Raw genomic sequence first — 20387 nt, forward strand, 5'->3', positions numbered from 1 at the left:
AGGTGCCAACGCGGCCCGCTGTACTGCATCGATTTCAATTCTGCAGGGGCTTTACATGCAAACAACACCAATACGTCCGCACGCTCCGTCGTGGGGACATTCCCTGGCTTCCTTCGTGGTGCGGCCAGTCGCGCGCGCCGCGATGGCCCTGGCATTCGCCGGCGCCCCCAGTATGGCAGGCGCGGTCGAGACGCCTTCGTTTTCCGCGCTGCTCGGGATGGCGCAATCCGGCGCACCCCAGCTGCTTGGCCAGGCCGCCGAGACGCGTGCGGCGCACGCCGATGCGCAAAGGGCGCGCGCTTGGGCGAACCCCACCCTGAGCGCCACGGCGGAAAATCTCGGCGCCTCGCAACCCGGTGGTGCCAGCCTTAGGGAAGATACCTATGCGCTCACCCAGGTATTCGAGATCGGCGGCAAGCGTACCGCCCGCATTGCGGCCGAACAGAACAAGTCGCTCGCTGCTGATGCGCGCGAGCGCCAGGCGCGCACCGCATTCGCTAGCGAACTGGCGGTGCTGTACGCCACCGCCGAAGCGGCCCAGATGCGCCGCGAAGTCGCGCTGGCCGCGCTGGCCCGGGCGCAGGACGACTTGCGAGCAGGGCAGGCCTTGGTGAGTGCCGGCCGCGAAGCGCAACTGCGTGTCACCTTGGCCACGTCCGGTGTTGCAACGGCCCAGGCCGCGGTGGAATCCGCGGTGGCGGATGCGGCCGAAGCGCTGGAACGCCTTGCCGCCTTCGTGGGTGCGCCCGCGCCATTTACCCAGATCGACCATCCAATGCTGGCGAAGGTGGTCCTCTCCCGCCCTTCCCCGGACTGGTCGCCAGAGCAGTCGCCGGCCCTCGCCACCGCCAGTGCCGAACGCGACGCCGCCAATGCGCTCGTGGCGGTCGAGCAGAAACGCTGGATCCCCGACATCGGCGTGACCGTGGGCGTGCGTAAGTTCGCAGGCAGCTCCGAGAATGGGGCGACTGTCGGACTGAGCGCAAGCATTCCCTTATTCGACCGCAACCGCGCCGGGATCGATGCCGCCCGCGAGCGCGCCGCCAGTGCCGGCTACCGGGCTGATGCCGCCCGGCTCGAAGCGGGGGCATCGCACCGCTCCGCACTAGCGCAGGCCGCGGCGTCGGAGCGGCGCCTGGTTGCCGCCGAAGCGGCGGAAGCCGCAGCGACCGAAGCCTACCGCCTGGGCAGGATCGCTTACGACGCCGGCAAGGCCTCGCTGCCCGAACTGCTCGCAATCCGACGCGCCTTGTCTGATGCACAAACCCTCATGATCGACGCCCGGCTTGCCCGCGTTCGGTCGCTCGCAACACTTTCCATGGCCGAAGGCCGCCTCGTATTTGGAGAAGCACCATGAACGACAACCAGTCCCGGAAACTCACGATTCCGGTCGCGGCAACGGCCGCCGCCATTGCCGCCGCACTAGGCTTCGGCGCCGCGTACCTGCTGCCCGGCCGCTCCGCGGCGCCCGTGGCTGCGGCCGCCGCACCGACGCCGGCTGCTGCGAAAGCGCCCGAGAGCGCGTTGGACGAAGTCGCTATTCCCGCGGAGTATCTCGCAGTGGCCAAGATCGCCGTGGAACCCGTCGCCACCGGAGGGCTGAACGCCGAGATCCTCTCCGCCGGCACGGTGACGGCGCTTCCAAACAGCTCGGCGCAGATCGTGGCCAGGGCGGCAGGCAACGTTACCCGCATCCAGCGCCGGCTCGGCGATACCGTGCGTGCCGGCGAGGTGCTGGCCAATGTGGAGAGCCAGGAAGCCGCGGCGATGGCGGCGGAACGGTCCGTCGCCGCTGCCCGCGCAGAGCTGGCGCGCAAGGCCTTCGAGCGGGAATCGGGTCTCTTCAAGCAAGGCGTGACCCCACGCCAGGACATGGAAGCGGCCCAGGCTGCGCTGCTGGTTGCGCAAAGCGAAGCGCAGCGCGCCAATGCAGTTGCCAGAGCGGCACAAGTGTCCCGCGACGGCAAATCGATAGCCGTCACCAGCCCGATCGATGGCAAGCTGACCAGCGAGAGCGTGACGCTCGGCGCCTATGTCCAGCCTCAGACCGAACTGTTCCAAGTCGCTGGCAAGGGGCCGGTGCAGGTCGAAGCCTCGGTGTCGGCCGCCGACATCGGCCGCATCGCCGCCGGGGATAGCGCGATGATCCTGCCCGCCGCGGGCCAGCAGGTCGCGGCTAAGGTGCGCTCGGTGACGCCGACCGTGTCGGGCGCCGCGCGTTCGGCCACCGTCGTGCTCGAGCCGGTGTCCGGCGCGAACGCCCTGGTGGTCGGCGAAGGCGTGCAGGTGCGCCTGCACGTCAAGCAGGACAACGCCGACATGGTCGTGCCGGAAGACGCAGTGCAGAACATCGAAGGCCGCGACGTCCTGTTCGTCCGCACCAAGAACGGCTTTCGGCCCCAGCCCGTCCTGGTCGGCCAGCGCAGCCGCGGCATGGCGCAGATCGTCTCGGGCATCAGCGCCGGTACCCAGGTCGCCACGCGCAATGCCTTCCTGATCAAGGCCGACATGATCAAGAACGAGGAAGAATGATGATCGATTCGATACTCACGGGATCGGTCCGCTCGCGCTGGCTGATCCTTTTCCTGACGGCGGTCGTGGCGGTCATCGGCGCATGGCAGATGAACCTTCTCCCGATCGACGTCACGCCCGATATCACCAACAAGCAAGTCCAGATCAATACCGTGGTTCCGACTTTGAGTCCGGTCGAGATCGAGAAGCGCGTCACTTTCCCGATCGAGACCGCGCTGGCCGGTTTGAACGGCGTCGAGAGCGTGCGTTCATTCTCGCGCAACGGCTTCAGCCAGGTCACCGCCGTTTTCGAGGAAAGCGCGGACCTGTACTTCATGCGTCAGCAGGTAGCGGAGCGCCTGGCGCGTGCGCTGCCCGACCTGCCCGAGGGCGCCAACCCCTTGATGGGGCCGGTCTCCACCGGCCTGGGGGAGGTATTCCACTACAGCGTCGAATACACCCATCCCGACGGCAAGGGCGCCCCGCGTCAGGACGGCAAACCGGGCTGGCAGAGCGACGGAAGCTTCCTGACCGACCAGGGCGAGCGCCTCACCGACCGGGTGGCGAAACTGGCCTACCTGCGCACGGTCCAGGACTGGATCATCCGCCCCCAGCTACGCACCACGCCGGGCGTGGCCGACGTTGACTCGCTCGGCGGCTACGTCAAGCAATACGTGATCGAGCCTGATGCCGCAAAGCTGGCGGCCCAGGGGATTTCGGTCGCCGAACTGGCCAGCACGCTCGAGCAGGCCAATGTCTCGGTCGGCGCAAATTACATCCAGCGTTCGGGCGAATCCTACCTGGTGCGCGCCGACGGCCGCATCCGCACCCAGGATGAGATCGCGCAGGCGGTGGTGACGACCAGGAATGGCACGCCAGTCACCGTCGGCCAGGTGGCCAATGTCGTGATCGGCGGCGAATTGCGTTCCGGCGCCGCAAGCCGCGACGGCAGCGAAGCCGTGGTGGGCAGTGCGCTGATGCTGGTCGGCGCGAACAGCCGCACAGTGGCGCACGCGGTCGGCGAAAAGCTCAAGCAGGTTTCCACGACCCTGCCCGCGGGCGTCTCGATCGTGCCGACCCTGGACCGCTCGCAGCTGGTGGTCGCCACCATCACCACGGTGGGCACTAACCTGGCCGAAGGCGCGCTGCTGGTGATCGCCATCCTGTTCGCCCTGCTGGGCAACTGGCGCGCCGCCGTCATCGCGGCGCTGGTGATTCCGCTGTCGCTCCTGATGAGCGCGATCGGTATGAACGCACTGGGCATTTCGGGCAACCTGATGAGTCTTGGCGCCCTGGACTTCGGCCTGATCATCGATGGCGCCGTCATCATCGTCGAAAATACCTTGCGCCGGCTTGCCGAGCGCCAGCACCGCGAAGGCCGGACGCTGGTACTGCGCGAGCGCCTGGAAGAAGTCGTCGGCTCGTCGCGCGAGATGCTGCGCCCGACCATCTATGGGCAGCTGGTGATCTTCCTGGTGTTCCTGCCTTGCCTGACCTTCCAGGGCGTCGAAGGCAAGATGTTCTCGCCGATGGTTATCACCCTGATGCTGGCCCTGGCCTCGGCCTTCGTGCTGTCGCTGACCTTCGTGCCGGCCCTGATCGCCATCATGATGAAAGGTCCGGTCTCCGAGAAGGAAGTGCGCGTCATCGTGGCTGCCAAGACCCGTTACGAGCCATGGCTGCGGCGTGCGGTCGAGCGTCCCATGCCCTTCGTCGGCGCCGGCCTGGCAGTACTCGTATTGGCCGCGATCGCCTTCAGCTTTGTCGGCCGCGAGTTCATGCCGACCCTGGACGAGCAGAACCTCAACCTGTCGTCCGTGCGCATCCCGTCGACCTCGATCGAACAGTCGGCGGCACTCGACTTGCCGATCGAACGCGCGATCCTCAGCCTGCCTGAAGTGAAGACCGTGTATTCCAAGGCGGGCACCGCCAGTCTTGCGGCCGACCCGATGCCGCCGAATGCGTCGGATAACTACGTGATCCTGAAGCCGAAGAACGAGTGGCCCGAAGGCGTGACAACGAAGGAACAGGTGATCGAGCGCATCCGTGCCAAGACCGCTCCGATCGTCGGCAACAACTACGATGTGACGCAGCCGATCGAAATGCGTTTCAACGAGCTGATCGGTGGCGTGCGCAGCGACGTGGCCGTCAAGATCTTTGGCGACGACCTCGACCAGCTGGCGGCGAGCGCCAAGCGGGTGGCGGCAGTGTTGCGGGCCACGCCCGGCGCCGCCGACGTGCGGGTAGCGCAGACCGAAGGCTTCCCGACCTTCGACATCGCGTTTGACCGCGCCGCGATCGCACGCTATGGCCTGACCGTCAAGGAAGTCGCCGACACCGTCTCGGCGGCGCTGGGCGGCCGCGAAGCGGGCCAGATCTTCGAGGGCGACCGCCGCTTCGACATCGTGGTACGCCTGCCGGGCGCGCTGCGCAACGACCTCGACGCCTTCGGCTCGCTGCCGGTCATGCTGCCGGAAACGGGGGAAACCGCTCGCCGCTCGGTGCCGCTGCGCGAACTCGTGCAGTTCCGCTTCACCCAGGGCCTGAACGAAGTGAGCCGGGACAACGGCAAGCGCCGCATCTATGTCGAAGCCAACGTGGTCGGCCGGGACCTGGGCAGCTACGTGGACGAGGCACAGGAACGCCTGGCGAAAGAGGTCAAGCTGTCGCCCGGATCGTGGATCGAATGGGGGGGCCAGTTCCAGAACCTGCGCGCCGCGACCGAGCGCCTGGCGCTGATCGTGCCGGTCTGCTTCATCCTGATCTCGGCCGCGCTGTACATGGCAATCGGCAATGCGATGCTGACGGCGACGGTGCTGACCGCCGTGCCGCTGGCGCTGGCAGGCGGCGTGTTCGCGCTGGTCCTGCGCGGCATGCCCTTCTCGATCTCGGCAGCCGTCGGCTTTATTGCGGTGTCGGGGGTCGCGGTGCTCAACGGCCTGGTGCTTATCTCGGCGATCAACAAGCGCCTGGCCGACGGCGTCGCGCCCTCGGTGGCGGTCATCGACGGCGCGCTGGAACGCCTGCGCCCCGTGCTCATGACGGCGCTGGTGGCTTCGCTCGGCTTCGTTCCGATGGCGATTGCCACCGGGACCGGAGCCGAGGTGCAGAAGCCGCTGGCGACCGTCGTGATCGGCGGCCTGATCACCTCGACCATCCTGACGCTGTTCGTACTGCCGGCGATTACTGGCATGGTTTTGCGCAGGCGCAGGGTCCCGCCGCCAGTCACCGGGACACCGGCAGCCACGCTCGATCATGCCTGACCATTTCCGCTCCCACGTTGCGGGAGCGGTTCTTTGATTTTTTGCAGGAGTGTTAATGAAAGATTCCCGACGCCCGCTTCCTCCCTTGCTGGGAGGATTGCTGGCCCTCGTATTGAGCTTGATTGCCGGCGCCGCCATGGCCCATGGCGTCTCGGAGGACGACAAGAGCTTCCTCCAGGGCGCCAGCGGCATGCAGCTGCTGCCCTACCTGTACCTGGGCGCCAAGCACATGGTGACCGGCTACGACCACCTGCTGTTCCTGTTCGGCGTGATCTTCTTCCTGTACCGCATGAAGGACATCGGCCTGTACGTCACCCTGTTCGCGGTCGGGCACAGCACGACGCTGCTGCTCGGGGTGCTGAACGGCTGGCATATCAATGCCTATTTCGTCGACACGATCATCGGCCTGTCGATCGTCTATCGCGCCTTCGACAACCTGGGCGGATTCCGCACGGTGTTCGGGGTGCAGCCGAACAAACGCGCGGCGGTACTGCTGTTCGGCTTCATCCATGGCCTGGGCCTGGCGACCAAGCTGCAGGATTTCGCGCTCTCGGCCGACGGCCTGGTCCCCAACATGCTTGCCTTTAACGTGGGCGTGGAGATCGGCCAGCTGCTCGCACTCGGCCTGATCCTGGTCGTCATGCGCTACTGGCGCAGCACCTTCAGCTTCACCCGCCATGCGATGAAGGCCAACTTCGCGCTCATGGCCGCCGGCTTCGTGCTGGCCGGCTATCAATTCACTGGTTTTGTCAGTCTTTAGGAGTAGCACATGTCTCAACAACCTAGCATCGGGTCGGTCACAGCACCGAAAAAAGAACTGTTGCGCGGCATGCTGATCGCCGCCGCAGCGGCGGCTGTCGTGCTGACCGTCGCGGTCCTGCCGGCGGAATATGGCATCGATCCTACCGGCATCGGCAAGTCGCTCGGATTGACCGCCCTGCACCAGGAAGCCGCTCCGGCGGCTGCCGCCGCCAGCGCCGGCAGTGCAGGCCTGTATGTTTACGGTCCGACCACGGGCAAGATCTCGACCGTCGCCGCCAAGGGCGAACCGCGCGCGCAGACCGTGACGGCGCAGCAGGCGGCGGCCTATCGCACCGATGCACTCGAAGTGACCCTCCCCCCGGGGCGCGGGCTGGAGGTCAAGACCCACCTGGCCAAGGGCGCCTCCCTCGTCTACTCCTGGAAGACTGCCAACGGCGAGGTCGTCAACCACGACTTCCATGGCGAGCCGGTCGATGCGGGCAAGGACGAGTTTGAAAGCTTCATCCTCGAGCAGGGCGTCGCGCAGTCGCGCGGCGTGCTGATCGCGCCGTTCACGGGGCTGCACGGCTGGTACTGGAAGAACAAGGGCAATACGCCGGTCACCGTGAGCCTGAGCGCCAGCGGTTTTTACACCGACATCTTCAAGAAATAAACATGGCTACTGCGGCGAAGCCTGTATCGCCGCACAACTGGAGAATCACATGAAGAAGATCACTGCAGTATTCGCATTCCTCGCCGCCCTTTCCGCAGGCAACGCCGCCTGGGCGCACCCTGAACATGACGACGTACTCCTGGTACCGACGCTCGCAATGGACAAGACCGCGAAGAGTCCGGTGTTTTACGTCGTGGTCGGCGAACAGAAGGTCCCGACCAAAGGCGCCGTCGGTGTCCTGACGGTCCGCCGCGGGGCCAAGACGCGCGACATCGAACTCGTGCCGACTGGAGTCAACGGCATGACCGTCAAGTCGAAGGAGCCGATCGAGCACGGCGTCAGTGGCCGTGCCACGGTGACCTTGGCCGACAAGCAGGTGGTGTCGGGCGAGTTCATGATCAAGTAATACTCGCGCATGCGGTCCGCGCACGCCCGGGAGGGTGATCGCGGGCCGCAATTCGACTGACCGAATTCCAGGCGGAACAACACCGCCCACCCAACATTATCGGAACACCATGCTGAACGTCCTTGCAAACCGAACCTACCGACACCTGTTCCTGGCCCAGGTCGTCGCCCTTGTCGGCACCGGCATGGCGACCGTCGCCTTGGGCCTGCTGGCATTCGACCTGGCCGGGGCCAATGCCGGCCAAGTGCTCGGCACGGCGCTGGCGATCAAGATGGTGGCCTATATCGGCGTGGCGCCGGTCGCGGCGGCATTTGCGAATCGCTGGCCGCGCCGCAGCATGCTGGTCATCCTCGACCTGGTGCGCGCCGCTGTTGCACTAGTCCTGCCCTTCGTGACCCAGATCTGGGAAATCTACCTGCTGATTTTTGTCCTGCAGTCGGCATCGGCCGCATTCACCCCGACCTTCCAGGCGACGATTCCCGATGTCTTGCCAAACGAAGAAGACTACACCCGCGCATTGTCGCTATCGCGGCTCGCGTATGACCTGGAAAGCGTCGCCAGCCCGATGCTGGCGGCGGCGGCGCTGTCGGTCGTCAGCTTCCACGCCCTGTTCGGCGGCACCGTGGTCGGTTTCCTGGCCTCGGCCCTCCTGGTGATCTCCGTGTCGCTGCCGAAACCGCCGGCCACGCCGCACCGCGGCATCTACGACCGCACCACACGCGGCGTGCGCCTGTTCCTGTCCACGCCGCGCCTGCGCGGCCTGCTGGCGCTCAACCTGGCCGTGGCAGCCGCCAGCGCCATGGTCATCGTCAATACCGTGGTCCTGGTCCAGGCACGTTTCGGCCTGTCGCAGAATGCGACCGCCTGGGCGCTGGCCGCGTTCGGGGCCGGCTCGATGATCGCGGCGCTGGCCCTGCCCAAACTGCTGAGCAACCTGTCCGATCGGAGCGCCATGCTCGGGGGCGCAGCCATCCTGGTCGCCGGCTTGCTTGCCGGTGTGATGGTCGACAGCTACACGGCCCTGCTGCCGCTCTGGTTTGCGCTGGGACTCGGGTATTCGCTGTCCCAGACTCCTTCCGGCCGCCTGCTGCGCCGCTCTGCCGCGGCCGAAGACCGGCCGGCACTGTTCGCCGCCCAGTTCGCGCTCTCGCATGTCTGCTGGCTGATCACCTATCCGATCGCCGGCTGGCTCGGAGCGAAGCTGGGGCTGCACGCCACCTTTGCCGTGCTGGCCGCCTTGGCATTCGTGGCGGTGCTGGCAGCCGCCTGGATTTGGCCAACCCACGATCCCGATGTGCTTCCCCATGGCCACGACGATCTTGCATCCGATGATCTCCACCTGCGCGAGCACGACAAGGATGGCGTCCACGCGCATTCGTATGTGATCGACGACCAGCACCGGCGCTGGCCCAAGCCGGATGGAGACCGTTGAGCAGCAATGAGGTTGATTCCCCTTTATTTCCGCTCTCTTGCTGGCCGATGAGGCCTCGGGAGCCACGGTGGCACTGTGATCGCAGGACGAACACCCTGCCATCGAGGATCTGCTCACCGTCGGACGGGGACGGTTCGAGTTTTCAGCCGCGCAGCAGAACCTCGATCTGGCCAGTAATACCGTGACGGGATCGTCCAGCAGCATCTGCACCGCACGACGCTTGTCGGCGTTGATGCGACGCAGGCGTGGGTGGCGTTCGCACTAGCCGCATACAGCATGGCGTCGCGCCGGGTGCCGGCGTGGATGTAGCCGGGGATCTGGAAGAAATCGGCGGCCATGTGGGCGTGGTAGCGGTGGAAACCGTCGGCCAGCCAGAAGTCGGCGCCGTCGAAGAACACCACCACCGGCGGCAGTACGGTCTCGGCCAGCGCGGCCGCGTACTCGGCGATCACGGTCTGGTTGGCCGATGCGCGCGACTGCGTACCACCATCGATACGCAGCTTGTCCAAGGGGATCAGGTCGACACCGAGGGCGCTAGTGGTGTTCATAGCTTCGTTCCTCGTCACGGTCGTGACGGAGTGTGCGAAGGGACCTGCGGGCAGGCTGTGGTCGGCGCGGGAAATTTGCGTCGTTCACAAATCCTTCCACGGACGTGCCTGCCCAGCCGGCCGCAGTCGTTCCTGCCTGATGCGCAAAATTGGCGTTGGTGGCGTCCATTGCCGCCATGTATTCGGGATCGGAATACTTCGCGTCCGTCGCCATCAGGATTTCGGGAACTGCATCGGCCGGGGCCATCGCAGCGCCGAGCTGGGTGTCCGTTGTCGCTTCAGTCATGATTCTGTTCCTGGTTTTGGGCTTGGCGTGCAGCCAGCAACTGCAAAGCTTGGGTGACCAGTGCCTCGGCCTCGGCTCTCTGCGATGGCGCAGGCTGTGGGCGGCGCTCGAAGCCGCCGGTGACGTGGTTGAAGTTCGACACCGGCTGCTCGTCCTCGCGCTCGACTACAAGCTCGATGGATTGGACGTCGGCTGGCTCGGCAACGACACCGCCGTCCGCGCGGCTGACGCGCTCTGGCATCCCGTCGCTGGCGATGCTGATCGGCAGGGCTGCTGGGCCGTATTCGGCGTGCGTGTGGTTGCCAGCTGCTGCTGCTGCTGCTGCTGCGCCAACGTCATAACACAGGCATGATGTCGAAGTGCCGCAGGTGTCGATTCCGCCGGCCGGCGAGGGCGCATCCCGCGCGTCCCCGACGTCGGCAATGTCCGTTGGCGAGCTGGCTGCAGTGCTGCCCTCGCCGTGCTTGCGAAATGGAACGCCCAAGGCACGGCCGAGCGCGTAGGGGTTGGGCGCGATGAGCTTCAGCAGTTCCTCGCGTACCAGCTCCTGGCTCTTTTGGGCGGGCGAGCCGGACAGCAGACGGTCGACCACCAGGTTCGCGTAGTCTTCGCGCTCGACCTTGCTCAGCGTGAACTTGGCAACCGGCTGGGCGAGGCCGAACGGCTTGCCCACGCGCAGGTAGAAGTCGCGCTGGCGACGTTTGAACATGCCCTGGTAGCCCATCACCTTGCCGCCTTGCATGGACGAACCAATGAGCGGCAGTACGATGACGTGCAGGTGCGGGTGCTGTTCGTCGAGGTGGACCACTGCGCTGATGACCGGCGCCGGGCTGAACTCATCGGTCACCCACACCAGGCATGCGGCGAAGTACGCGCGCAGATCGACCGTGGCGGCTGCATGGAGCGAGAAGACGAGTTCGATACCCATGATGCAGTCCGAGCGAAGCGGGAGCTGAACGCCGGCATCGACCATGAGCTGGTTTGCGTGCGCTGGCAGATCGTCCGCCTCGGCAGGACCGACGAGGACATAGTTGTTGCAGGACAGGTGGGGCTTGATGCGTCCACCCGCCGCGTCCTTCTCGGCCGGGATAGCGCGCATCAGGTGGCGAGCAGCCACGAGAAGAACGCGCCGGATATTGCCGAACGCTGCCGCGACGCTGCGGATGTTCAGGGCCTTGAAGCCGATGCGGAACGTGCCGGGGTCCGGCTCGTAGTCTTCGACGAGGTGCGCGTCTTCGCGTACAGGGGTGTTCATGGCAACCCCGCTCAGACGGTGGCCAGACGAGCCAGATCCAGCTCCTTGATCAGGGACTGGATCTGGGCATCGGAGCGGCCTGCCTGACGCGCCTTGGCGACCACAGCTGCGTCTTCGGGCGACAGGGCGGCTGTCAGGCGAGCGCTGACCAGCTTCTGCACCAGCGCCCTGATCTCGGTGTCGGACTTGCCGGCGATACGTGCATTGATGATTGCCGCGACCTCATCCGCGGGCCAGGCGACTGCCTGCGGGCTGAGCTGGACTGGGGGGACGAAAAGACCGTCAGCGATACGGCTGTAGAGGGTGCTGCGCGATTCGCCGGTGTGGGAGGTTACATCATGGCGGCGCAGCAGGGTTCTGATCAGGGACATCGAGGCTCCTAAAGTTGCGAAGACGAAACGGGAATAAGAAAAAAAAACTTATTCGCCGCGCCTTCGCACTCCCAGGCACAACTCGATGTTCCGCGGATATGGGGCGGGAGGACCCGCCAGCTCACCGTACATCGGCTAACAACGTCATCCTATACCGTCCCTGCCGGGAGAGGCAAGGCCAACTTTTAGCCGGTTGCCGTTCCGTGGGGTGACTTTCAGATCAGCCAGTGTAGTAACACGCTCGGTGCTGGTTGGCAGCGGGCCGGCTTACACCCATGCGGGCTGCGCCTGTCGACGAGGCCTAGCGTCACCCGGTGTCCTTTTCGACTCTTGGCCGATTAGACGTATAGGGTCGTTCGGCGACGCGAACACGAAGCAGCTATTTGCCGCGACCCTGCCTCAGTCGCGCGGTTCGCCAGTGAACTTGGCCGCCAGCGACACACCCTGCTGTGTCCGTAATTGAGATCAGCCTTCGCGTATCTGCACGTCGACAAAATCGGCCCACAGCTGCAGGAAATTGCGGCGCTCGTCAGCGTACTCGGCCCGGTTGTATACCCCGCGGATGCCGCGAATTGAGTGAGCAAGCGCCTTTTCGATCCCATCGGGCGACTGCTTCATTTCGTTCAAATGGGTCGACGCAGTACGCCTTAAATCGTGCAACACGAAAGGCTGCAGGTCCAGATTAAGGGCGCGCACCGCTTGGTTTAGCGTCGATTTCGAGATCGGTTGACTTGCACGACCGCGCCGCGACGGAAAGATGTAAGGCTGGTCGCCAGTGCGTGCCTGCAACTCCCGGAACATTGAAAGAGCCTGCTTGGACAGGTACACCCAATGCTCTTTGTCCATTTTCATTCGCGCAACCGGGATCCGCCAGACGCCTGCGCCGAAATCGATCTCCGACCACTCAGCCTCGATCAGGTCCGACTTTCGTACCATTGTGAGGACGAGCAGGTGCACCGCGAGCTTGTTCACGCGGCCCATATCAGAGATGTACACGCCGCGCAAAAAGTGTCCAATCTCGTCCGGCGACAGTACCCTGTCGCGGCTGCGCGCGGTTGCGATGTAGCGCGCGACTACTTGTTGGCCGGGATTGACAGTGGCAAGTTGACGCGAGATGGCGTATTCGTACAGGCGTTTGATCACGTTACGGGCGCGCAGCGCCGACTGCGGTGACCCGCGTCCTTTGATCGTGTCGCATATTGCGAGTACGTCGCCGGCAGTCACCTCTTGCAATGAGCGGCTACCGATAGCCGGCAAAATATCCTTTTCGAGCGCGCGCCGAGTATTTGTCTGGTACGACTTGGACTTACCGGCAATCTCGGCGCCAAACCACTGTTCGGCGAAGTCGCGCACCAGGTTGGAACGCGGAGTGGCGCCACGGTCCGTGCGAGCATCGCTCGCCGGCGAGCGACCGACGGCAACGGCTTCGACATACCGGCGCGCCCGCTCGCGCGCTTCCAGCAGGCCGAGGGCAGGGTAATTGCCGACGGTGACCAGCGGCTGCTGCTTGCCTTGGAGGCGGTAGCGGAAGCGCCATATCTTCGCGCCGGAGGTCATCACTTCAAGGACCAGTCCACCGCCGTCGGCTACGTGGTAGCGCCGCTTCTCGGGCTTGAGGGCTTTAATGCGCGTGGTCGTGAGAGGGGTGGCGAGCCTAGGCATTTTGAGTACGCCAGTATTTAGAAAGTGCTTCTGTGTACTTAAGTGTGTACTCGCAGCGCTCGGCTGTCAACGGACTTCTTCGGCCCAGATTGGACACTTCCCCAAGCGAAAATCAGACACTTACACTCTCCCGCGCACAGTATCGGATGCCCTCGGACGATCTTCTACTTTCCGATACAGAAGCGGCTGAAGATCACCCCCAGCAAATCGTCCGGCGTGAACTGGCCGGTGATGCTGGATAACTGCTCCTGCGCCAGCCGCAGCTCCTCGGCGAACAGGTCGAGCGACTGGTCGTCTTGGGCCGCGTGCTGGCTTGCCATGTCGAGGTGCTCGCGGGCGGCGCGCAGGGCGATCAGGTGGCGTTCGCGCGCCAGGTAGAGCGATTCGCCGGTCTGCTGCCAACCGGCGATGCGCAGCAGCTCGGTGCGCAGCAGGTCGATGCCCAGGTTCTCGTGCGCCGACAGGTAGAGATGCACCGCGTCCTGCGCCACGTCGATCGAGGGCTTGTGGCCCGACAGGTCGATCTTGTTCCAGATGCGCACCACCGGCACGCCTTCGGGGAAGGCCGCGACGATGGCTTCGTCTTCCGCGCTCGGGCCGCGGCTGGCATCGAGCAGGTGCAGGATCACGTCGGCCTTGCCGATTTCGCCCCAGGTGCGTTCGATGCCGATGCGCTCGACCACATCGATTCCGGCATCGGTGCGAATCCCGGCGGTGTCGATGATGTTGAGCGGGATGCCTTCGATCTGGATGGTTTCCGTCACCTTGTCGCGGGTGGTGCCCGCGATCGGCGTGACGATGGCGACATCCGACCCGGCCAGTGCGTTGAGCAGCGAAGACTTGCCCACGTTCGGCTGGCCCACCAGCACCACGTTCAGGCCTTCGCGCAGCAGCGCGCCTTGCGCGGCCTGGCGAAATACGTTTTCGAGCGATTCGACGATGGTGGCCAGCTGGCCGCGCGCATTCGATTTTTCGAGGAAGTCGATTTCTTCTTCCGGGAAGTCGAGGGTCGCCTCGACCAGCATGCGCAGATTCGTGGTCTGGTCGACCAGCTTGTGCACCACCTGCGAGAACACGCCCGACAGCGACTGCGAAGCGGACTTCGCCGCCGCTTCGGTGGAGGCGTCGATCAGGTCGGCCACCGCCTCGGCCTGGGCCAGGTCGAGCTTATCGTTGAGAAAAGCGCGGCGGGTGAATTCGCCGGGTTCGGCCAGGCGCAGGCCCAACGCGCTGCCGGCTTCGAGCACGCGTGCGAGCAGCATCTGCAGCACGACCGGACCGCCGTGGCCTTGCAGCTCGAGCACGTCCTCGCCGGTGTACGAATGCGGGCCCTTGAAGTGCAGGGCCAGGCCCTGGTCGATCACGTCGCCGTTGGCGGCCTTGAACGAAATATAGGTGGCATGGCGCGGCGCGAGTTTCACGCCGGGGAACAGGGCGTCGATCAGGGCGGCCAGCGATTTACCAGAGGCGCGCACGACGCCGATGCCGCCGCGGCCCGGGGCGGTGGCGATGGCGGCGATGGGGGAGGTGTCGAGTTTCATGGGGGGATTGTAATGGAATGAAAAAAGCCCGCGCATCAAGCGCGGGCTTCCGGGAAAACGCGAACCGCTTACTTGCTAGCTGGCGCGTTCTCGAACTTCTTGGTAATCACCCACTGCTGCGCGATCGACAGGATGTTGTTGACCACCCAGTACAGCACCAGCCCCGATGGGAAGAAGAAGAAGATCACCGAGAACGCCAGCGGCATGAACAGCATCATCTTGGCCTGCACCGGATCGGTTGGCTGCGGGTTCAGCTTGGTGGTGATGAACATCGACACCGCGTAGATGACCGGCAGGATGTACAGCGGGTCAGGCTGGGTCAGGTCCTGGATCCACAGGATCCACGGCGCGCCGCGCATCTCGACCGAAGCCTGCAGCACCCAGTACAGGGCGAAGAACACCGGCATCTGCACCAAGATCGGCAGGCAGCCGCCCAGCGGGTTGATCTTCTCGGTCTTGTACAGCTCCATGGTGGCCTGCTGCATCTTCTGCGGGTCGGCCTTGTAGCGCTCGCGGATCGCCTGCATCTTCGGCGTCACCACGCGCATCTTCGCCATGCTGCGGTAGCCGGCGGCCGACAGCGGGAAGAAGGCCAGCTTGATCAGCACCGTCAGGGCGACGATGGTCCAGCCCCAGTTACCCAGCAGCGCGTGCAGGTGGTCCATCACCCAGAAGATCGGCTTGGCGATGATGGTCAGCACACCGTAGTCCTTGACCAGTTCCAGGCCGGGGGCGACGGTTTCCAGGGTCTTCTCGTCCTGCGGGCCCGAATACAGGCGGCTGTCGGTCGAGACGGTGGCGCCCGGCGCCACGGCGCCCAGCGGCTGCACGGTACCGATCGCGTACAGGTTGGTGGCGATCTTCTTGGTGAAGATGTCGCGCGCCGCCTTGTCGGCCGGGATGAAGGCCGAGACGAAGAAGTGCTGCGAGATCGCCACCCAGCCGTTGTTCGACTTGGTCGAGTGCTCGGCCTTGTTCTTCTCGATGTCTTCGAAGCTCAGCTTCTGGTACTTGTCTTCCGCGGTGTACAGGGTCGGGCCGGTGTAGCTCGACATGAACCACGAATCGTTGGCAGGCTTGTTGCCGTCGTGCTGCAGCTGCAGGTAGAGCGAAGGCTGTACCGGTGCGGTCGACAGGTTGGTCACGTCATGGCGCACGCCGATGGTGTAGTCGCCCTTGCGGAAGGTGAAGGTCTTGGTCAGGCGCACGCCGCCCTGCTCCGCATCGAGCACCAGCTGCACGTTGCCGTTGGCGTCACGGGTCGGGGCGCCGCCACGGACCGTGAACGGGGTGGTGTGATTCGGCAGCACGCCGGCGGCGCTGGTGCCGATCAGGCCGGTCTGGCCCAGGTAGGTGTTGTTGCCGCCCACGTTGAACAGGACCTTGTTCTTGGTCTTGTCGGTGTCGTCGGCGAACTTGAGCAGCTCGAGGCGCTTGATGACGCCGCCGAGAGTGTCGATGTCGACTTTCACCACGTCGGTGGTGACGGTGACGCGCTGGGTCGATGGTGCTGCCGGCGCTGCAGGGATCGCGCCCGGTGCGCCAGGCACGGCGGCGGCGCCCGCGGCGGCGGCCGGCACGTCATTCGGCTTGGCTTGCTGCTGGGCGACCTGTGCGGCCGGGGGGGCTGCCGAGAACAGCGACTGCTTGCCGTTGGCCACCATCCAGTTGTTCCACAGAACAATCAGGGAAATGGCGAACACGATCCACAGGACGGTACGTTTATTGAGTTCCATTTGGGTCTAGTCAGGAGTGGTTACAACCGCGAGCGGCTGGTGGGGAATGCTGTTGCTGGTCTTGCGCCGGCGGTACCAGATCGACACCGCCTTCATGCCACGGGTGGCAGCGGCACACGCGGCGCGCGGCCAGGAGCGAACCGCGTGCGGCGCCATGAACGCGCAGCGCTTCGATCGCATAATTGGAGCAGGTCGGGTAGAAACGGCATTTCTGCCCGAGCATCGGGGACAGCAGCAGCTGGTAGCCGCGAAGGAACCAGACCAGCAGCGTCTTCATGATGATGGTGTCGGGCTGGCGCGGCGCGGGCGCTGCGAGGCAAACAGGCGTGCGAGTTCGACCCGCAGCTCGGCCTTCAGGGCGCCGGTGGTGGCCGGTCCGGTCTTGGTATTGACCGGGCGCGCCAGGCGCACGATGCAATCGACGGCCTGCAGTTCGCTGGTGCGGAACAGTTCGCGCGTGATGCGCTTGATCGTATTGCGGGTGACGGCGCGCGGTGCGAAGCGTTTGGCCGCAACGACGCCCAGCCGCGCATGCGGCAGGGTGTTCGGACGGGTGTACAGCACGAAATGCGCAGATTTTTGCGCCGGCCGCAAACGAAAAACGGATGAAAACTCATCCGTTTTAACGATACGCCGAACGCGCGCGAAGTCGTGCGAACCTTCGCCTGTCATGTCGACCGCGTCGATCTGTCAGCCAGGAGGCTTAGACAGCCAGGCGCTTGCGGCCCTTGGCGCGGCGAGCGTTCAGGACTGCACGGCCACCACGGGTAGCCATACGTGCGCGGAAGCCGTGCGTGCGCTTGCGACGGACGACGGAAGGTTGGTAAGTACGTTTCATGGTGGTCTCGCTTAAAGCAAAAGAAAGTGCAAAATCGGGTCTGACGTCGTGTCAGGATTCGTCGCCAATGACAGTTCGCAGTTGTTAAGCCAGCGTCACGCCACAGCAAAATACTCATATCGCCCGGTCTGCTTCACACTGACAATGTCAGTTTGATGGGGTACACGGACGGGGAACCCTGAATTAGACTCGATTTCCAGTCCAACTGTCAAGGAAGCTGTTGTTTCTGATGAGTTTTTGCCCTTCCCTGCCGCACGGCCCGCGGTGCCCGCAAAACAGCGCCTTCGGTTGAAAATAGTGGGCGCAACCTGTGGATAACTTCGGCCGAGACAGGTAAAATAGCGTGTTACGTATCAATAAGCGAAGTATGGAAAATTTTTGGCAGTCCTGTTCGACGCAACTGGAACTCGAGCTGACGCCGCAGCAATACAGTGCGTGGATCAAATCACTGGTCGTCATCGATTACGAGGACGGCAAGCTGCGCATTGGCGCGCCGAACCGCTTCAAGCTCGACTGGGTCAAGACCCAGTTCGCCAAGCGCATCACCGAGCTCGCCTGCCAGTATTGGGAAGCGCCGGTCGAGGTGCAGTTCGTGCTCGACCCGAAAACCAATCCGCCGCGTAAACCGGTCGCCCCCGGCTCGTCCGAAGTGCCTGCCTCCACCGGCAACGGCGGCGGCATGGTGCGCTCGATCGACGCCCCAAGCATGGGCAACAGCAGCCAGGGCAACGTCAACATCGCCAACTCGCCCAAGCGCGAGCAGAGCCGGATCAACACCGACCTCACTTTTGACAGCTTCGTGACCGGTAAGGCCAACCAGCTGGCGCGCGCCGCCGCAATCCAGGTGGCCAACAACCCGGGCGTGTCGTACAACCCGCTGTTCTTCTACGGCGGCGTCGGCCTCGGTAAGACCCACCTGATCCATGCGATCGGCAACCAGGTCATGGCCGACAACCCGAACGCCCGCATCCGCTACATCCACGCCGAGCAGTACGTGCGCGACGTCGTCACCGCCTACCAGCGCAAGGGCTTCGACGATTTCAAGCACTACTACCACTCGCTCGACATGCTGCTGATCGACGATATCCAGTTCTTCGGCGGGAAGAGCCGCACGCAGGAAGAATTCTTCTATGCGTTCGAAGCCCTGATCGCCGCCAAGAAGCAGATCATCATCACTTCGGATACCTATCCGAAGGAAATCACCGGCATGGACGACCGCCTGATCTCGCGCTTCGATTCCGGCCTGACGGTGGCGATCGAGCCGCCGGAGCTGGAAATGCGCGTGGCCATTCTCCTGAAAAAAGCGCAGTCCGAAGACGTGACCCTGTCCGACGACGTGGCCTTTTTTGTAGCCAAGCACCTGCGCTCGAACGTACGCGAGCTGGAAGGCGCGCTGCGCAAGATCCTGGCCTACTCGCGCTTCCACGGCAAGGACATCACCATCGACGTGGTGAAGGAAGCCCTGAAAGATCTGCTGTCGGTGCAGAACCGCCAGATCTCGGTAGAGAACATCCAGAAGACGGTCGCGGACTTCTTCAACATCAAGGTCGCGGACATGTACTCCAAGCGGCGCCCGGCGAACATCGCCCGCCCGCGCCAGATCGCGATGTACCTGGCCAAGGAGCTGACGCAAAAGAGCCTGCCGGAGATCGGCGAGCTGTTCGGCGGCCGCGACCACACCACCGTGCTGCATGCGGTGCGCAAGATCGCGGCGGACCGCCAGAAGAATGCCGAGTGCAACCATGAGCTGCACGTGCTGGAGCAGACCCTGAAGGGCTGATTTTCGTAGGGTGGGCGGGTCTCCCGCCCGCGCGTTCAATGGACGTATGCACATCAATACGTCGCCGTGGACCGCGAACGTGGATTGAACGCGCGGTCGGCGGAGCCGACCACCCTACGGAGAATTTGTGTTCTTCTGTAGCAATTGGCAAAATACTGTTCAAGCAATAACCTGATAAATCAAACTGAGGATATCTATGCAACTGGTCAAAACCACCCGAGACACGCTTCTCCGGCCACTGCAGATCGTGAGCGGTATTGTCGAGCGTCGGCACACTATGCCGATTCTGGCCAATATCCTCATTCGCAAGGACGGCGAGAGCGTCTCGTTCCTCTCCACCGACACCGAAGTGCAGATCACCACGCTGGCCAACATCGGCTCGGGCGATGAGGTGACCGGCACCACGGTGGCCGCGCGCAAGCTGCTCGACATCCTGCGCGCGCTGCCGGAGTCGGGCGACGTCACCATGACGCTGCAGAACAAGCGCCTGGCTGTGTCGAGCGGCAAGTCGCGTTTCGCGCTGCAGACCCTGGCCGCGGAAGAATTCCCGACCGTGTCGGTCGCCGACAGCTACAACGCGTCGGTCACCCTGCCGCAGAAGACGCTCAAGCACCTGTTCAACATGGTGCACTTCTCGATGGCCCAGCAGGACATCCGCTACTACCTGAACGGCCTGCTGCTGGTGCTGGACGGCCAGAACATCATTGCGGTCGCCACCGACGGCCACCGCCTGGCCTTCTGCCAGGTCGCCACCGAGCAGAGCTTCGAGCGCCAGGAAGTGATCATCCCGCGCAAGACCATCATCGAGCTGCAGCGCCTGCTGGAAGAAAGCGACGAAACCGTCCGCCTGGACATCGCCGCCTCGCAGGTAAAGCTGACCTTCGCCGACATCGAGCTGGTCTCGAAGCTGGTCGAGGGCAAGTTCCCTGACTACACGCGCGTGATCCCGAAGGGCTACAAGAACGACTTCACGATCAGCCGCGACGAACTGCTGCGTTCGTTGCAGCGCGCCGCGATCATGACCAGCGACAAGTTCAAGGGCGTGCGCTGCATCATCGAGCCGGGCGTCATGAAGATCAGCTCGACCAATGCCGACCAGGAAGAAGCAGTCGAAGAACTCGAGATCGACTACGGCGGCGACTCGATCGACATCGGCTTCAACGTCACCTATCTGCTCGACGTGCTGAACAACCTGAAGTGCGACCAGGTGAACATCGCACTGGGCGACTCGAACTCGTCGGCGCTGATCTCGATTCCCGAGAATGGCGACTTCAAGTATGTCGTCATGCCGATGCGCATTTAAGGTAGTTTGCCTGGCGAGCGCTCCCGTTCACTCGGGAGCGG

The 20387-nt window shown here is 64.2% G+C and carries 19 protein-coding genes; 9 read left to right on the top strand and 10 right to left on the bottom strand.

Features of this window, described 5'->3' with window-relative positions; all coding sequences use genetic code 11:
- Window positions 1-172 precede the first annotated feature (172 nt).
- The 7 genes from AC56LR_RS07110 (at window position 173) to AC56LR_RS07140 (ending at window position 9026) form a co-directional block, all read left to right on the top strand.
- Window positions 173-1357 (top strand): TolC family protein, encoded by a 1185-nt coding sequence (locus tag AC56LR_RS07110; RefSeq protein ID WP_497129012.1) that lies wholly within the window; start codon window positions 173-175, stop codon window positions 1355-1357.
- Window positions 1354-2532 carry an efflux RND transporter periplasmic adaptor subunit gene (locus AC56LR_RS07115; RefSeq protein WP_497129014.1) on the top strand — a complete coding sequence of 393 codons (1179 nt, stop codon included), beginning with the start codon at window positions 1354-1356 and terminating at the stop codon, window positions 2530-2532. The genes AC56LR_RS07110 and AC56LR_RS07115 overlap by 4 nt, the downstream gene beginning before the upstream one ends.
- Window positions 2532-5774 (top strand): CusA/CzcA family heavy metal efflux RND transporter, encoded by a 3243-nt coding sequence (locus AC56LR_RS07120; RefSeq protein WP_497129334.1) that lies wholly within the window; start codon window positions 2532-2534, stop codon window positions 5772-5774. Before AC56LR_RS07115 ends, AC56LR_RS07120 begins: the two co-directional genes overlap by 1 nt.
- A gap of 55 nt (window positions 5775-5829) precedes the next feature.
- Window positions 5830-6534 (top strand): HupE/UreJ family protein, encoded by a 705-nt coding sequence (locus tag AC56LR_RS07125; RefSeq protein WP_497129016.1) that lies wholly within the window; start codon window positions 5830-5832, stop codon window positions 6532-6534.
- 9 nt (window positions 6535-6543) lie between these two features.
- Window positions 6544-7188, top strand: coding sequence for a transmembrane anchor protein (locus AC56LR_RS07130; protein ID WP_497129018.1), 645 nt, complete (start codon window positions 6544-6546; stop codon window positions 7186-7188).
- A 49-nt stretch (window positions 7189-7237) separates the two neighbouring features.
- Complete coding sequence (locus tag AC56LR_RS07135; RefSeq protein WP_497129020.1) at window positions 7238-7594, top strand: hypothetical protein; 357 nt, start codon at window positions 7238-7240, stop codon at window positions 7592-7594.
- Window positions 7595-7703: 109 nt separating this feature from the next.
- Window positions 7704-9026: an MFS transporter gene (locus AC56LR_RS07140; RefSeq protein WP_497129022.1), complete on the top strand. Its 1323-nt coding sequence runs from the start codon at window positions 7704-7706 to the stop codon at window positions 9024-9026.
- Between the two features lie 113 nt (window positions 9027-9139).
- Here the strand turns inward: AC56LR_RS07140 and AC56LR_RS07145 are convergent, their stop codons facing one another.
- The 10 genes from AC56LR_RS07145 to rpmH form a co-directional block, all read right to left on the bottom strand.
- On the bottom strand, window positions 9140-9574 hold the full coding sequence (locus tag AC56LR_RS07145; protein WP_497129024.1) for a ParB N-terminal domain-containing protein: 435 nt from the start codon (window positions 9572-9574) through the stop codon (window positions 9140-9142).
- A complete protein-coding gene (locus AC56LR_RS07150) occupies window positions 9561-9860 on the bottom strand; it encodes a hypothetical protein (protein WP_497129026.1) in 300 nt (99 codons plus the stop codon). Before AC56LR_RS07150 ends, AC56LR_RS07145 begins: the two co-directional genes overlap by 14 nt.
- Window positions 9853-11115, bottom strand: coding sequence for a plasmid recombination protein (locus tag AC56LR_RS07155; protein WP_497129028.1), 1263 nt, complete (start codon window positions 11113-11115; stop codon window positions 9853-9855). The genes AC56LR_RS07150 and AC56LR_RS07155 overlap by 8 nt, the downstream gene beginning before the upstream one ends.
- An 11-nt stretch (window positions 11116-11126) precedes the next feature.
- A complete protein-coding gene (locus tag AC56LR_RS07160) occupies window positions 11127-11486 on the bottom strand; it encodes a helix-turn-helix transcriptional regulator (RefSeq protein WP_497129030.1) in 360 nt (119 codons plus the stop codon).
- 465 nt (window positions 11487-11951) lie between these two features.
- Window positions 11952-13148, bottom strand: coding sequence for a tyrosine-type recombinase/integrase (locus AC56LR_RS07165; protein ID WP_497129032.1), 1197 nt, complete (start codon window positions 13146-13148; stop codon window positions 11952-11954).
- A gap of 164 nt (window positions 13149-13312) precedes the next feature.
- The gene (gene mnmE / locus AC56LR_RS07170) at window positions 13313-14689 is read right to left on the bottom strand and encodes a tRNA uridine-5-carboxymethylaminomethyl(34) synthesis GTPase MnmE (RefSeq protein ID WP_497129034.1); all 1377 of its coding nucleotides are present in this window, start codon (window positions 14687-14689) and stop codon (window positions 13313-13315) included.
- Between the two features lie 68 nt (window positions 14690-14757).
- The gene (gene yidC / locus AC56LR_RS07175; protein WP_497129036.1) at window positions 14758-16425 is read right to left on the bottom strand and encodes a membrane protein insertase YidC; all 1668 of its coding nucleotides are present in this window, start codon (window positions 16423-16425) and stop codon (window positions 14758-14760) included.
- Window positions 16426-16435: 10 nt separating this feature from the next.
- Window positions 16436-16702, bottom strand: a complete 267-nt coding sequence (gene yidD / locus AC56LR_RS07180) for a membrane protein insertion efficiency factor YidD (RefSeq protein WP_497129038.1) — start codon at window positions 16700-16702, stop codon at window positions 16436-16438.
- Entirely contained in the window at window positions 16699-17097 is a 399-nt protein-coding gene (gene rnpA / locus AC56LR_RS07185) for a ribonuclease P protein component (RefSeq protein WP_497129040.1), read from the bottom strand. The genes yidD and rnpA overlap by 4 nt, the downstream gene beginning before the upstream one ends.
- A gap of 31 nt (window positions 17098-17128) precedes the next feature.
- On the bottom strand, window positions 17129-17263 hold the full coding sequence (gene rpmH / locus AC56LR_RS07190; protein ID WP_057289000.1) for a 50S ribosomal protein L34: 135 nt from the start codon (window positions 17261-17263) through the stop codon (window positions 17129-17131).
- A 367-nt stretch (window positions 17264-17630) separates the two neighbouring features.
- Between rpmH and dnaA the strand changes: the two genes are divergently transcribed.
- Both dnaA and dnaN read left to right on the top strand, forming a co-directional pair.
- Window positions 17631-19043 (top strand): chromosomal replication initiator protein DnaA, encoded by a 1413-nt coding sequence (dnaA, locus tag AC56LR_RS07195; protein ID WP_497129042.1) that lies wholly within the window; start codon window positions 17631-17633, stop codon window positions 19041-19043.
- 196 nt (window positions 19044-19239) lie between these two features.
- Window positions 19240-20346 (top strand): DNA polymerase III subunit beta, encoded by a 1107-nt coding sequence (dnaN, locus tag AC56LR_RS07200; RefSeq protein ID WP_497129045.1) that lies wholly within the window; start codon window positions 19240-19242, stop codon window positions 20344-20346.
- Window positions 20347-20387 lie beyond the last annotated feature (41 nt).

The organism is Telluria sp. ZT3P39, from assembly GCF_059685935.1.